The sequence below is a fragment of the Marinobacter sediminicola genome, assembly GCF_031157525.1.
Taxonomy (GTDB): domain Bacteria; phylum Pseudomonadota; class Gammaproteobacteria; order Pseudomonadales; family Oleiphilaceae; genus Marinobacter; species Marinobacter sediminicola.
In genome coordinates this window covers 236,093-250,580 of the sequence record NZ_JAVIXR010000003.1, presented here as the reverse complement: position 1 = coordinate 250,580, position 14,488 = coordinate 236,093, and the positions used below count along the sequence as shown (strand labels likewise).

Sequence of the window (14,488 nt, the reverse complement as noted above, 5' to 3'; positions counted from 1 at the left end):
AGAACCCTTTATCCGCTTGCCTGGAGCCTGCATGACTGACACCGTGGTTGTTATTTATTCTGGAGGCATGGATTCTTTTACTCTGCTGCATCGCGCGCGCGCGCAGGGGCTGAAGGTTCATGCATTATCGTTCAACTACGGCCAGCGCCATGTGCGTGAACTGGATGTTGCGCGGTCGGTGTGCACTGCCCTCGATATACCTCACAAGGTTATAGATATTCGCGCCATGAGTGAGGTTATGTCGGGCTCTGCGCTAACTTCTGATAGCGACATACCCGAAGGCGATTACGACGAAGAAAACATGAAAGCCACCGTGGTGCCTAACCGAAATATGATTCTGCTTTCGCTGGCCACAGGCTATGCAGTGACGGTGAATGCCGGTGCAGTTTGGTACGGCGCCCATGGCGGGGATCATGCGATTTACCCTGACTGTCGGCCCGAGTTTGTCGAAAAGATGGACGCCGTATGTCGGGTTGCCAACTATGAACCCGTGGGCATTGAGGCACCTTTCATGCACATGACCAAGGGCGATATTCTGGCTGAAGGCCTGAAGCTGGGGCTCGATTATGCTCACACCTGGACCTGTTATAACGGGCGGGAAAAGGCCTGCGGGCTTTGTGGATCCTGCGTAGAGCGGCTTGAAGCATTTTCAGAGAATGGCCTTGCAGACCCCTTGGCCTACGAGGCAGGTCGCTGATGTACAAAGTAAAAGAAGCCTTCTACACCTTGCAGGGCGAGGGCGCCCAAGCCGGTCGCGCTGCGGTGTTCTGTCGTTTCAGCAAGTGCAACCTGTGGACAGGCCGGGAAAAGGACCGTGCGGCAGCCGTGTGTAATTTCTGCGATACGGACTTTGTAGGCACTGATGGCCAGAATGGGGGCGCGTTCGAAACGGCAGAGGCGTTGGCGGATCACATACGCAGCTTGTGGCCAGACGCTCCCGGTAAGCCTTACGTGGTGTGTACGGGTGGAGAGCCTTTGTTGCAGTTGGACGAAACGCTGATAGAGGCCTTTCACCAGGCGGGTTTTGAAGTGGGTGTGGAAACCAACGGTACCTTGCCTGCACCGGCCGGGATTGACTGGTTGTGTGTGAGCCCCAAGGCAGATGCGCCGGTGGTGATTGAAGCCTGTGATGAACTGAAGCTGGTGTACCCTCAGCCTAAAGCCATGCCGGAACGGTTTGTTCACTTCAACGCCCGGCATTTCTTCCTGTCGCCTATGGCCTCGTCATCGGCACCTGACGGCAGCACGGACCCGGTCAAACAGAGCAACACCCGCAAAGCGACGGATTATTGCCTCGCTAACCCCCGCTGGCGTCTGACGCTACAAATGCACAAAATCATCGGTATTGACTGATTTACGCATGAGCCGGCGTGCTGGTGTGTAGAAACACTCTGCCTGGCTTTTCCACTGCATCCCGATAGCGGCTTGGACTGTTTCCCGTCCAGCGCTTGAATGCCCGGGTAAAGTTTGCCGCGTCGGCATAGCCTAGAACGTCTGCAATCTGGTTAAGGTTCATGCGGGTGCCGGTGAGCAGTTCCCGGGCACGTTCCAGCCGAACCTGATCTACCAAATTCTGAAAACTGGCATTCTCTTCCTGTAGACGGCGTTTTAATGTGCGCTCGGATACAAACAGGGTGGCCGCCACTCTCGCCAGCTTTGGGGGGAAGGGATAGCTGGTCTCAATTACCCGTCGTACCCGGCATCCAAAGCCTGCATCTTCTGTGAGTTGTTGCAGGGCATCTTCACACTGGGCACGGGACGACGCCGCAAGCTGGTCGTCGCTGAAGCGGATAGGCACAGACAGCATGCCATGGGGAATAACCAGCGCATCTTCCTGGGATCCATAGGTTACCGGCATCACGATCGACTGCCTGAAGCGACGGAAATACGAGGGTTCAGGGCCTTTCCGGAGAATCGCCGCGCCGCCGATAGTGGTGCCAGCGAGCTGCTCTCCCATGAAGGCGCAGCCAAACAGCATGGCGTCCACAATGAACCCCTGAAGCGGCCCCGGGTCGCCATCACAGCGAATAGTGTAGTGCATCGCACCATCGTGCTCGCGGCTGCTGACACTCAGATGGGGTGCGCGAAGAGTGAGGTAACGAGTCATCAAATCCAGCGCGTCTTTCAATGTGCGGCTGCTCATGACAGCCACGCCTAGCGCGCCGTGCAAAGGTAGCTTCAGCTCACGGGCCAGCATAATGCCAAGCCCGGGTTCGCCGCTTTCGATGATAGCGCGGGTGACGAACTCGTTGGCTTGCGCGTGGCTAACCCGAACGTCTGTTGATTGCAGCCGGACAGGGTCCAATCCAACCCTGAGCAACAGGTCGCGCTCGTCCAGACCGATGGTCTTTAACAGTTCAGCCAGTATATGCAGGTAAATGGCCGGCATACCCAGATCCTGTGTATTGGAGGCAGAGACACGCATGGTAATCCTTGTTATCCGCTGTTCTTGTTGTCAGTCATTCTGAATGCTGGCTTTGATTATGACCTTTGCAGCACTCCGCCCCCATGACTTCAATGACGCGTCAAGAGGGGCGACAGGCCAATTGGTGGGTATATCAGCGGAATCCCTCAGGAATATGAGGAAGGGGTTAGAACCGGATATCGATAATCACGGGGTTATGATCTGAAGAGCGCCAGGGCAATGCAGCGGTGCCCGGCAAATTGGCCTTGTAGCCGAGGGCGCGTGGTTCGTCGGCGTTGATGGCCCAGGTGCTGGCGTTGAGTACTCGTGGCACGAGTGACGATGAGGCAAGCGCGTAATCCAATGTGCCCTTCTCGCCTTTGTACCTGAAGGTGTAGTGATCGCACTGCTGTGCAGAGCATGGATGAAAGTGATGCACCATGCTGGTGAAGCCGGCAAGCTTCAGGGTGTGTAGTGGTGCTTCTTTGTAATAGCTATTTAGATCGCCGGCAATCAGTGTGCCGACATGAGCAGACGTTTTCGGTAACTGCCCAAGCCATTGCACAAGGGCTTGAGCAGCCTCTGAACGACGATGAGCGTGGCAGCCCTGCCCATCATTCGTGTCCTGGTTTTTGCCCGTAGCACCCCTGCAGGATTTAGATTTCAGGTGTGGCACTACTACCTGAATGGAAGAGGGTTGGCCCCTGGGCCTGAACGCCTGCATTAAAGGCGGCCGGCCCTGTTTACTGAACGGTCCGTTGGTCAGGCGTTCGGGCTGCCCGACAGCTATAACGCGGTCATGGCGGTACAGCAAGCCCGTGCGTATCTGGTCGTTACCGTCTGCGCCCGGGGTCGCAATAAAAGACCAATCAGGGCCGAGGGCCCGAGTCAGTTGCGCTATCGCGCTGGTCTCATTGTATCCGTCGTTTTCCAGCTCTGTGACCGCCAGTATGTCGGGGTCTGGCTGTTGTAGCGCTTCTACCAGCCGCTTATGCTGGAATTTGTAAGCCTTGGTAGTTGGCGCACCACGTGTAGTGGGAAAACCATTGCCTTCACCATCACCATTGAAGTAATTTTCCAGGTTCATGGTCATTACCCGGATATGCGGGGTGTCTGGCCGTGGCGGAGCCGAAGGGCGAGTGTTCACTGTACTGAAGATTGGGGGGCGTTCGGGCTGTATTCTCCAGGCCCCGAACCGGTAATCGAGAATACCAGCTATATCATGGACGCTATCGCCACTGCGAATGGTGCTGGTGCTCGTCAACCCTCCCGGGGGCCAGGGAATCGGTGTAGGTTGGCGCACGCCGCGGCCATCATCCAGCAGCAATCTTTGCTGCTGATTACGTGCCGCATCCGCTGCCGCCTTGGGCCCAGGCTCCTGATACTCTGTTGGTACAACCTGATCGCTAACAGCCAGCGTCAGCTCGCCGTAACGAGCGAGATTCCAGGAATCAATGATGGTCAGGGGCTGGGCTATATGAACGCGCATGCTCTCCAGAGACTCGAAGGCCCCCGGCTGTAACAGCGATAGAAATTGAGCTTCAGGAAGCCCCGCGGGGCCACAAGACTGTATGGTTTTTATGTTAACCAGCTCAGTCAGGCCGTGAAATTCTTTTACGGTGCCGGTCACTCGAAGGCGCTCACCGGGTGTGCCGGTTTTCTTGCGGGTATAAACAAACAGGGCTTCTGATGTTTCAGGGTTTTCGTCGGTCTCAGCATCCGCTTGCTGCAAGTAAAAGCCGGTAAAACCGCCTCTCATGCGAGCATCGAGAGTGAGCACACCTTCAACGGTAACCCTGTGGCCAGCCAGTGGAGAGCTGTCAGCTCGGCCCTGAATTTCGGAAATCGGCGTTGCCGGACTGCCACAGGAAGTGGCAGCCAATATCTGAGAGGCCGGCAGCAGTGCCAGAATAAAAATTAAGGCACCAACATTCCCGATGCTTGAGTTCACACTGCTCGCTTAACGGTTAGCGTAGGCCAGCTACGGCTTTCAGGGCGCGTTCACGTTTGCTGCCAAATCCGAGGTGATCCGGATTGGTCAGTTCTAGTTGCTGAACGAGTGGGTCCGGATGGTAATTGTCGAGCGTGATTCCCAGGCGCGACAGCACATAGGGTGCGAGAGCTGCGCGGGTCTCAACGTCCAGGCGGCCATGTTCCATGCCATAGTCCAGCGCGATGATTTTTTGCTGAGCTTCGGTAAGGCGGTGATCCGGGGAGATGGACATGGTAACCGTGCGGTTCCAGTCTTCATCCTGCTGCACGGAGTGTTTCGCCTTTTGCCGCAGGGCCACAGGTGCTGCGTGGAAGCGGCTGAGGGCAAAATCCCGGAACTCCCGGTTGGAATCACACCAGGCGCGCAGGTGCCAGTTATTGCCTGTGCACACCAGAGTGTGCGGCTCAAGAATGCCTTCAACGGCTTCGGGGCGGCTCAGGGAAGAGTAGCTGGCTCGGAGTTGCCTGCCATATCGTGTTGCCGTTACGACAGCGCGCATGGTTTCGGGTGCAATGACGCGGTTAGGGCTGTATACAACGGTGCTGTCTGGCAAACCGATGTCCAGGGCTTCAAATGTACTGCTGAGGCTTTGCTGGCGTGCCAGTAGATCCAGATACTCGCTGACATGCCCGCGGGTCACGACTGGCTGGTAACGGGGAGCCGGCACATAGCCCTTTAGATGGCGGTCATAAACAAGGTTGCCCGGGGCGAGTTCGCGCAGGTATGTGTTTATATCCTTGGATGCCTGCTGCCTACCAATACCAAAGCTGTGGCAAATGTGATTTGTCGTCAGGCGACCTTCCCACAGTGCGATGGTTTCGATGAGACGGTAGCGAAGCAGCAAATCCCATCGGATGGGCCAGTCCGTTTTTTTCATAACCAGACGCTCACGGGTTCGTTGAATAATGATTATCGATGTTACCTCCTATGGACTTGCGGGTCTGTTACGGCGCATTAATGTAAAACGCTGTGAAACAGCGCAGTGGCCCCAGTTTGCTGCGCTCCGAGGCTTTTTCCCGCTTCGGGAAGTGCTTAGTAGTCAGGCCCGCTAAGGGCTGCTGTAATAGCTGGTTAGAACCTCCGGAGTTTCCGCCATGACCCGAATGGTCGCCTCTCTTTCTGCTCTCCTTTTGAGCATCGTTTTGCTGGTCAGCGGAAATGCATTTCTGATGACGTTGCTGGGCATTCGCCTGAGCATCGAGTCGGTTTCACCCGACATCATCGGCTGGGTGTTGGTGTGCTATTCCATTGGCTTTGTTCTGGGCACCCTCTACGTGCACCATATTATCGGCCGTGTCGGGCATATCCGCGCGTTTGCAGTTTTTGCGGCGATTGCAGCGGTTACGTCATTGATGTATCCGATGGCTATATCGATGGTGTTCTGGGCGCTCTTACGCGTGCTTTCCGGTTTTACCATCGCAGGCGTTTTGGTGGTCATTGAGAGTTGGTTCTCCAGCCGAGCGACCAACAGCAATCGCGGGGCAATGTTTGCGGTCTATCAGATTATTTTTTACCTTTCTGCGGCGGGAGGGCAGCTCATAATCAACGTGGGTGACCCCGCCAATTTCATGCCGTTTTCCATCGCCGCGATTTTGCTGACTCTGGCGTTGGTTCCTCTGTCGCTCACCCGCATGGAGGCTCCCATCATCGAGCAGGTTCAGCGTATCTCCTTTTTCACCTTGGCCCGAGAGTCGTTTACCGGTGTTGCAGGAGCTCTGGTCTGTGGCGTTCTCATTGGTGGGTTTTATGCCATGGGCCCGGTTTACGCGACCTTGATGGGGCTGGATGTCGCCAAAACATCAACCTTCATGGCCAGCGCCATTATAGCCGCCATGATACTTGCTTGGCCTTTGGGGCGGCTGTGTGACCGCTTTGACCGGCGCCGAGTGATGTTCTGGGTAGTGTTTTTCGCCGCGCTGGCAGCGGTTGGTGTCAGTTTTACCGGGGCCGACAACCTTTGGCAGCTCACATTTCTGGTAGGTGCGTTTACCGGCCTTTCGGCAACGATTTACCCGATTTCCGTTGCGATCACCAACGACCGCATGGAAAGCACCCGTATTGTTGCGGCCAGCGCCACGCTGTTACTCAGCTATGGCGTTGGCAGTGTGATTGGCCCCATCGTGATGGCCGAGCTGATCAACCTGCTGGGCCCAAAAGGCTTGTTCCTGGGCAACGCCGGGTTCCTGCTGGTTCTTGCCATCGTCACATCCCTGCGCATTACCTACACAGAAGACGTAGCAGTGGAAGATCAGGAAGACTATGTGCCAGCCATGCCGGAAACCTCGTCTGTACTGACAGAGCTGGATCCGCGAAATACGGAGTTTTGTGAGTCTCCGGAGGCTGAGGAAATGAACGAGGAGTCCCTGCGTCACACAGGTTGAACCCGGGACTTTGAGTAAATTTCAGGTTTTCCGATTTTGTTTTTATTTTTACATCTGTTCTTATGCCAATTGTTAGCTTACTATTGGTAGCTTTCCTGTAATGTAAGCCTGTGGGCCGGCGCAGCACGATACGCGAAGCGCGATTCCGGCCTCGGAACGGAGTAGTCACTATGAAAGATGAGTTCCCTTTTGCCGTCGCTCGAGTAACCCGCCGCTGGCGGAAATTGTTGGATGAACGCCTCAAAGACCTGGGCGTCACCCAGGCTCGATGGACCACCATGGTTTATCTGCAGCAAGGTGGCGAAGGGCTGACCCAGCGTGAACTGGCCGGATTGATGGCCATTGAAAATCCCACGCTTGTGCGTCTGCTCGATAGCCTTGAACAACAGAAATTGATTGAGCGTCGGGCTTGCCCCAACGATCGCAGAGCCCGCCGGTTGCACTTGACCGACCCTGGCCGTGAATTCATGGAGGTTCTCACTGCTCGTGCCAATCTGCTGCGGGATGAAATGCTTGAGGGTGTGGATGAAGGCGATATTGCGGTCGCCCTGAAGGTGTTCCACAGAATCATGGAAAACGGCGAAATGCAGAAGTAATCCGTTGAGTGATAATTCAGTAGCAGGGCTGACGGCCCGATATGGCGATAGCTGGCGTTGGCTAGCGGTCTGTACGGTAATGGTGGGCACCATTGCCACCGTGTTGAGTGCCACTGTAGTGAATGTGGCACTTCACGAAATCATGGTGGAATTTGGTATTCGCCAAGGCATGGTGCACTGGCTCGCAACCGGGTTTATTGCGGCCATGACCACCACCATGCTGGCGTCTTCATGGCTGCTTGATCACTTTGGCGTGCGCAAGACCCTGGCGGTTGCCATGGCAGCGTTTACAGTGATTTCCGTGGTTGGCGGTTTTGCCAGTTCACCGGAGCAACTCATTGCCGCTCGCATTGGCCAGGGCGCCATGGCTGGCCTGATGCAGCCCATGGGCATGTACCTTGTGTTCCGCATATTCCCCCGCAATAAACGTGGTCAAGCCATGGGTATCTATGGCATGGGCGTGGTGTTGGCACCGGCACTTGGGCCTGTGCTGGGCGGCTTTCTGGTGGATCAACTGGACTGGCGTTTTGTAATGTTTGCGCCGGCACCGGTCACATTCATTGGCGTATTTATGGCGCTGAGATTCCTGCCGGTACCGGCCTCCCGGCCAGCGCCTTATCGGTTTGATCTGCCCGGCCTGGTGTTGCTGGGCGCCACTATCGGGCTTGCCCTTGATACCCTGAACCGCCTGCAAAATCTGGACGGTCAGGAAGTTCGGGTTGCCATTGAAGGGCTGGTGGCGCTGCTGCTACTGGTTCTGTTTGTTCTGCGTGAAAAGCGCATAAAGCATCCCTTGGTAAATGTCAGCCTGCTGCGTAAGCCCAGCTTCCTGTATGCCAATCTGGGCGCTATGGCGCTGGGATTGGCGCTGTTTGGCTCCACCTACCTGATACCGCTCTATGTTCAAACGGCCTTGGGTTATACAGCGACCCAGGCGGGGCTGCTGATGCTGCCGGCGGGCATTGTTTTGGGCATGACATTCCCGCTGGCCGGAAAGCTCGCCGACCGTGGCGGTGATGCACGTAAACTGGTTATTTTCGGTATGGCGATGTTTGCGTCATCGGCCATACTTTTTGCGCTATCTAACCTTACTCTGGCGTTTGGATGGCTTGCGCTCTGGACCGTATTTGGGCGTATAGGGATTGGGTTCATGTTGCCATCCTTGTCTATTGGCGCGCTGAACCCACTTAAACCCGAAGAGCTGGGCGCAGGCTCCAGTACCATCAATTTTACCCGCCAGTTGGGTGGGGCTTTTGGCGTGAATATTGTGGCACTGACCATTGAGTTTGGTGAGCACAGCGGCGGCGTACCCACAATCAATGCGTTCCATGCGGCCTGGTGGCTGGTTGCTGTATTTGTAGCGGTGGCGGTGTTGCCTGTTTGGCGCATGCGCGCTTAACGGTTTGCCATAATCCGCGTGATTGATTAGCATTAGTTCAACTCTTCAGGGGAGTAGCCTCCGCAACCGGTATCCGGGGCGGACGGTGGTCAACATACTTGGGGCTCAATCCCCATGGCTACCGTGTTTCACTTGGTTTCAGTGAAATTGGCGAGACCTGAGGCAGTTTCACCCCCAAGGGCGGATGGTGAGCTGTCTCATGTCTGACTATCCGCCCCGGAAGAATCCATGGACGCATTTCTCACTTCTACAGTAGCCGTTGCCATTGCCGAAATTGGCGACAAAACCCAGCTACTCTCGCTGTTCCTCGTTGCTCGCTACTCCCAGCGCTTTCCCATCATTATGGGCATACTCATTGCGACGATCCTGAATCACGCACTATCGGCCTGGTTGGGAGCCTGGGTGGCCGCCTGGATTCCTGCAGCCTGGTTACCCTGGATTCTCGCCCTGAGCTTTGTGGTAATTGCCCTGTGGTTGTTGGTGCCAGATAAAGACGACAGCGAAAGCTCACGGTTTCTGGGCATGGGCGCCTTCACAGCAACCACGGTGATGTTCTTTCTCGCAGAGATGGGCGACAAAACCCAGATAGCCACCGTTGTTCTGGCTGCTCGCTATACTGAGACTCTCTGGGTTGTTATCGGTACAACAGCGGGGATGTTGCTGGCCAATATACCGGTTATTATAGCGGGGCACTGGTTGATGGACAGATTGCCGCTGGCAGCTGCCCGGGTTTGTGCAAGTATATTGTTCGCAGTTATGGCGGTTGTGACACTGTCATCAGTGGTTTGGAACTACTGAGGGTGTCGGCTGTCACTGCATGCTAAGAAGCAGGTTTATCTGGAATGGGGTTTATGGGATTTAAAACGTATTCAGTACTGGCGTTACTAGCAGGAAGCCTGGCTTTTCAGCCGGTGTGGGCGGCAAAGCCAAAAAGCACGCCAGAGCAGCCTGCGGCGGTGCAGGCAACGGATCGTAGCCCCCGTGTACCAACGTTCGAGATCAAAGGGGATCTGGCGGGCCGGCTCGACGTGTTTACCACCCAGTACGAAGATACCTTTGCCGAAGTGGGTAGCCAGCTTGCAATGGGCTATCTCGAATTGGTGAAAGCCAATCCGGGGGTCGATCCCTGGCTCCCGGGTGAAGGCACCAACATCACCCTGCCGCGCCAGTACATAATTCCGGATGTCCGCCGTGAAGGCATTGTGATTAACCTGGCGGAATACCGGCTTTACTATTTTGCAGAAGATGGTGTGCAGGTCTATCCGGTGGGCGTCGGCACCTCCGAGAATCCGTCCCCACTGGCCGATGCAAAGGTCACCATGCCATTGGAATCACCGGCGTGGTATCCCCCCGAGAGCATTCGTGCCGAACATGCAGCCTCGGGTGATTTCCTCCCCCGCATGATTCCGCCTGGCCCGGATAACCCGTTAGGAACCCATGCTCTTTTGCTGAGTGAGAAGGGGTATCTGATTCACGGCACCAACAAACGGTTTGGCGTTGGAATGCCCGTCAGTCATGGCTGCTTTCGCATGTACAACGAAGACATCTCGCGTTTTGTTTATCAGGTGAGCAAAGGGACGTCGGTCCAGATTGTGAATAAGCCGGTAAAGATGGGCATGTCCGGAGGAGAAGTGTGGCTTGAAGTTCACCGCCCCCATGAAGACTACAGCCAGCAGGACAGAGATCGCCTATGGCGAGAAGTAACTCAGGAGGTTGAAGCCTTCCGCTTGAAACACCCGGGTGTAGAGGTTCAGCGCAAGGCGATAGAGCTGGCGGTAGACCAGGCGGACGGTATTCCGGCTATGGTGGGAGAGCAGATTTCACAGGTGGCTTCAGACAAAACGCCTAAAGACAAACAGAGCCCAGTATCAGATAAGCCGGAACAGAAGCTGTATTTCTGATGTCGCGCGCAGCGCAGTTTTCCATATAACGATAAATCGGGAGAATTCATGAAACGCACCATACTGATCACCGGAGCCAGTTCCGGACTTGGTGAGGGCATGGCCCGTGAGTTTGCGGCCAGAGGCGATAACCTGGCCCTGTGCGCTCGCCGTACCGAACGGCTGGAAACCTTGCGTGATGAGCTGGCGGGCAAATACCCTCAGATTACTATCAGTATTCGTGCACTGGATGTGAATAATCACGAACAGAATTTTGAGGTGTTCAGGGCCTTTCAGCAGGAATTTGGCAGCCTGGACCGGATTATCGTTAATGCCGGCATTGGCAAAGGCCAGCCTCTGGGTACCGGTGCGTTTAACGCCAACCGCCAAACCGCAGAAACCAACTTTGTTGCCGCCCTGGCGCAAATGGAAGCGGCCATGGAGATTTTTCGTGAGCAAAACCGGGGGCATCTGGTAACCGTGTCGTCAGTAACCGCTGTGCGCGGCATGCCGGGTAATGTGAACACCTATGCGGCAACCAAGGTGGGCCTTGCGGCGCTTTCAGAGGGCTTGCGGGTTGAACTGAAAAAGACGAAATCGCCCATCAAGGTGACAACGCTGTATCCGGGCTATATCAGAACAGCAATCAATGAAAAGGTGAAAAATGCGCCGTTCATTGTGGATGCGCAAACTGGCTGCAAGGCGATGGTGAAAGCCATTGAGTCCGGGAAGAGTGAGAGTTTTGTGCCTTGTTGGCCCTGGACGCCTATTGGCTTCCTCATCCGGCGCCTGCCGGTTTCAGTATTGGCCAAGCTGTTCTGACGAATCAAGCGCAATAAAAAAGGCCGGGAATCCCGGCCTTTTTCTATCATGCTTTTAAGCAGAAGTCTTACTTCTTGCTTGCACGATCGAGCATACGCTTGGCGCGCTCGTTAGCTTCGTCAGCTGATTTCTGAGCTGCTTTAGCTGCGGCCAGTGCACGGTCAGCGGTCTGCTGAGCAGAACGCGCAGCGCTAGCTGCACTGTTAGCGGTGTTCATTGCCTTGTCTGCAGACTGCTCAGCAGAGCTTGCAGTTGCATTTGCTTCGTCAAGAGCGCCCTGATCGTTAGTTGCACAACCTGCAGTCAGAGCAGTAGCCAGTGCGATTCCGGCGATTGTCAGTTTACGCATTGTAAATCCCCTTATTGGTCGAGTTATTTCCTGGTGTTTCAAAAGTCAGTATAGACGACTTTCTAATAGCATCGGCCCGATAGGCATTGACTACCGGAGTCGTGAAACAGTGTAAAACACTCTGAGAGGAATTGTTAACTCAGTATATGTATATTTTCTTAGGATATGACAACAACTTAATATTTGTACCACGGAAAAGTCGTCAGGGAAGGATGCGTATTGGCGTGCCATCGTTGACCAGCTGCCAGATTTCGTCCATTTCCTGGTTGTTAACGGCAATGCAGCCGTTGGTCCAGTCCAGACCTGTATAGGCAAAAGCCATGTCTTCTGAGCCATTGGGCAGGCCGTGTATCATAATGCTGCCACCCGGGCTCAAACCCCAGTTTTCAGCCATCTCACGGTCGGTTTCGCTGGGATAGGAAATGTGAATGGATTTGTAAAAGTCGCTGCCCGAGTTGCGCCAATCCAGCGTGTAGTCGCCTTCGGGAGTGCGCTCGTCGCCTTCATAGAGCTTATGGCCCTTGGGGTTGTCTCCCAGTGATATGCGGTAACTGCGCACAATCTCTTCCCCATTCATCAGGAAGAGCCGCCGTTGTCCTTTCTTCACCAAGACCTTGTTAACCACCAGGGAATCGCCTGGAGAGTCCTCAATGACCGGCATGTAGGTGTCGGCTCTGGCCAGCAACTCTGTGCCATAGGCCGGAAAGCATGCCGTAATAAAAAGTGCCAGAAAACACCGGGTTAATAAGCGGGGAATAGCCATATACTAAACTTACCAATGATTAATCTTTATGCAGTTCAGTTTATAACATAACCGCCCCTGGGGATGTTAAGGGGTTTTGTTAACTTTTATAGCTATCCCGTGCATAGATCACACGTTTTGTGACTTATCCATTTTTAAACCCACCTTGGTAACCTGGTCGGCTTCGGTTGCCCTTGCCACCAGAGTGACTGGCCCCAAAACAACGGTATCGCCAACAACCGGATGACCCTTGGTGCGCTTGGCAAAACATTCAGCCAGTGACAACTCCGGCGCCAACTCATCAAATGCGATACCGTACACTTGCTCTACATCACCAAGCAGCGCATCGCCATTCAACACAAAGTCCCCGAAAAAAGCTCTTTCCGCAAGATACTTCGGCGTGTGACGGCCGCTCAGTGCTTTGCCCAGTTCTTTCAGCACGCTGGGCGTGGCAAACATGGCCACCATGTCGCCACTGGATACCTCCAGATCAGCTTTTGGCTGTAGACACACCCGGTTGCGGAATACGCCGGCAACAGCCGTGTTTTCAGGGAAGCGCAGTTGGCTCAGCAACCTTGGGGTTTCCCAGTTCTCGCCTCGCAACGGGAACAGCATCAATTCGTGGTCGCCCGCCGCAGGGGCGTCCAGGGGCAAACGGCGAAAAGGCTCACCATCTGCCGGGATTTCCAGGCGCAACAGGCGCGCAAGCGGTGTTATTGTGGTGCCCTGAACCAACAAAGAAACCAGAACAATAAAGAAAGCCGCATGGAACACCAGTTGTGCTTCCGGTAGGCCGGCTATGATCGGGAATAGTGCCAGCACGATCGGCACGGCACCTCGCAAACCCACCCAGCTGATAAAGCCCAGCTCCCGGCGGTTAAAGCCGAAGGGCCAGAGCGTCGCCAGAACAGTGATCGGCCGGATCACGAAAATCATTGCCAACGCCAGTACCAGGCCCGCGCCCGCCAGTGGCAGCAGGTCGGAGGGGTTCACCAGAAGCCCCAGAATCAGGAACAGGCAAAGCTGAGCCAGCCAGGCCAGGCCGTCGTGCACCTGCAGAATCATCGGCATCATCCGAACCTTGCGGTTGCCGATCACCACGCCGCAAAGATAGATTGCCAAAAATCCGCTGCCGCCCAACAGGTTAATAACGGAGAACAACAGAATGCCTGCGGCTACTACCAGCAGTGGATAGAGTGATGGCATCAGGCGAATGCGGTTGGTCAGTTCGGAAATCAGAAAGCCGCCAAGGACGCCGCCAATCCCACCAATGCTGAACTGCTTGAACAACAGAATCAGTGAATCCTGAATGGCGTGATCGCCGTCGCTGGCAATCAGGGTAACCATCATCAGCGTCAGGAAGATCGCCATGGGATCGTTACTACCGGATTCGATTTCCAGAGTGGCACTCACCCGCTCATTCAGGTGCAGTCCGCGCCCCTGCAGCAACGAAAATACGGCAGCCGCGTCGGTGGATGAAATGATGGCGCCCACCAGCAATGCAGTCATCCAGCTCAAATCGAACACAAGCCAAGCGACAAGCGCCGCCCCCAGTGCTGTTATGGCAACACCGACCGTAGCTAACAACATGGCGGGTTTCAGGCCAACGCGGAAGGTTTCAGCCCGGGTTCGCATGCCGCCATCAAGCAGGATAACGCCGAGCGCCAGGCTGGCTACAAGGAAGGAAAGTTGGAAATCATCGAATTCGATGCCGCCCGGGCCGTCTTTGCCCATCATCATGCCCACCGCAAGGAAAACAAGCAGGACCGGCATGCCTACCCGGCTGGAAAGCGGGCTCAACAGGATGCTGATGACAAGCATCAGAGCACCGACCAGGGTGAGCATTGGATCCATCAGAACTCCGTATGTGACTGCTTGCCGGGAAATGGCGGAAGCGCGAGTGGGCTAGTCCAAGTTTGCCC

Annotated in this window: 14 protein-coding genes and 1 riboswitch; of the genes, 8 read left to right on the top strand and 6 right to left on the bottom strand. The window is 55.3% G+C overall.

Features of this window, described 5'->3' with window-relative positions:
* Positions 1–31 precede the first annotated feature (31 nt).
* On the top strand, positions 32–697 hold the full coding sequence (queC, locus tag RG807_RS06085) for a 7-cyano-7-deazaguanine synthase QueC (RefSeq protein WP_309044100.1): 666 nt from the start codon (positions 32–34) through the stop codon (positions 695–697).
* On the top strand, positions 697–1,353 hold the full coding sequence (gene queE / locus RG807_RS06080) for a 7-carboxy-7-deazaguanine synthase (RefSeq protein ID WP_309044099.1): 657 nt from the start codon (positions 697–699) through the stop codon (positions 1,351–1,353). The genes queC and queE overlap by 1 nt, the downstream gene beginning before the upstream one ends.
* Position 1,354: 1 nt before the next feature.
* Here queE and RG807_RS06075 read toward each other — a convergent pair whose 3' ends face one another.
* From RG807_RS06075 to RG807_RS06065, 3 genes are all read right to left on the bottom strand, one after another.
* Entirely contained in the window at positions 1,355–2,425 is a 1,071-nt protein-coding gene (locus tag RG807_RS06075; RefSeq protein ID WP_309044098.1) for an AraC family transcriptional regulator, read from the bottom strand.
* A 166-nt stretch (positions 2,426–2,591) separates the two neighbouring features.
* A complete protein-coding gene (locus RG807_RS06070; protein WP_309044097.1) occupies positions 2,592–4,355 on the bottom strand; it encodes an ExeM/NucH family extracellular endonuclease in 1,764 nt (587 codons plus the stop codon).
* Between the two features lie 16 nt (positions 4,356–4,371).
* Positions 4,372–5,274, bottom strand: a complete 903-nt coding sequence (locus RG807_RS06065) for a helix-turn-helix transcriptional regulator (RefSeq protein WP_309044096.1) — start codon at positions 5,272–5,274, stop codon at positions 4,372–4,374.
* A gap of 217 nt (positions 5,275–5,491) precedes the next feature.
* On the opposite strand from RG807_RS06065, the gene RG807_RS06060 reads away from it, so the two are divergent.
* The 6 genes from RG807_RS06060 (at position 5,492) to RG807_RS06035 (ending at position 11,475) form a co-directional block, all read left to right on the top strand.
* Positions 5,492–6,778: an MFS transporter gene (locus RG807_RS06060; RefSeq protein WP_309044095.1), complete on the top strand. Its 1,287-nt coding sequence runs from the start codon at positions 5,492–5,494 to the stop codon at positions 6,776–6,778.
* Between the two features lie 170 nt (positions 6,779–6,948).
* A complete protein-coding gene (locus RG807_RS06055) occupies positions 6,949–7,374 on the top strand; it encodes a MarR family transcriptional regulator (protein WP_309044094.1) in 426 nt (141 codons plus the stop codon).
* A 4-nt stretch (positions 7,375–7,378) separates the two neighbouring features.
* Entirely contained in the window at positions 7,379–8,773 is a 1,395-nt protein-coding gene (locus RG807_RS06050; RefSeq protein WP_309044093.1) for a DHA2 family efflux MFS transporter permease subunit, read from the top strand.
* A 38-nt stretch (positions 8,774–8,811) separates the two neighbouring features.
* Positions 8,812–8,922, top strand: a riboswitch (yybP-ykoY riboswitch).
* A 79-nt stretch (positions 8,923–9,001) separates the two neighbouring features.
* The gene (locus RG807_RS06045; protein ID WP_200201512.1) at positions 9,002–9,571 is read left to right on the top strand and encodes a TMEM165/GDT1 family protein; all 570 of its coding nucleotides are present in this window, start codon (positions 9,002–9,004) and stop codon (positions 9,569–9,571) included.
* 53 nt (positions 9,572–9,624) lie between these two features.
* A complete protein-coding gene (locus RG807_RS06040) occupies positions 9,625–10,674 on the top strand; it encodes a L,D-transpeptidase family protein (RefSeq protein WP_309044092.1) in 1,050 nt (349 codons plus the stop codon).
* 48 nt (positions 10,675–10,722) lie between these two features.
* Positions 10,723–11,475 (top strand): SDR family oxidoreductase, encoded by a 753-nt coding sequence (locus tag RG807_RS06035; protein ID WP_309044091.1) that lies wholly within the window; start codon positions 10,723–10,725, stop codon positions 11,473–11,475.
* Positions 11,476–11,542: 67 nt separating this feature from the next.
* Here RG807_RS06035 and RG807_RS06030 read toward each other — a convergent pair whose 3' ends face one another.
* The 3 genes from RG807_RS06030 to RG807_RS06020 form a co-directional block, all read right to left on the bottom strand.
* Positions 11,543–11,824, bottom strand: a complete 282-nt coding sequence (locus RG807_RS06030; RefSeq protein ID WP_298451237.1) for an Lpp/OprI family alanine-zipper lipoprotein — start codon at positions 11,822–11,824, stop codon at positions 11,543–11,545.
* A 202-nt stretch (positions 11,825–12,026) separates the two neighbouring features.
* On the bottom strand, positions 12,027–12,587 hold the full coding sequence (locus tag RG807_RS06025) for a L,D-transpeptidase family protein (RefSeq protein WP_309044090.1): 561 nt from the start codon (positions 12,585–12,587) through the stop codon (positions 12,027–12,029).
* Positions 12,588–12,695: 108 nt separating this feature from the next.
* Positions 12,696–14,420, bottom strand: coding sequence for a potassium/proton antiporter (locus tag RG807_RS06020; RefSeq protein WP_309044089.1), 1,725 nt, complete (start codon positions 14,418–14,420; stop codon positions 12,696–12,698).
* Between the last annotated feature and the right edge of the window lie 68 nt (positions 14,421–14,488).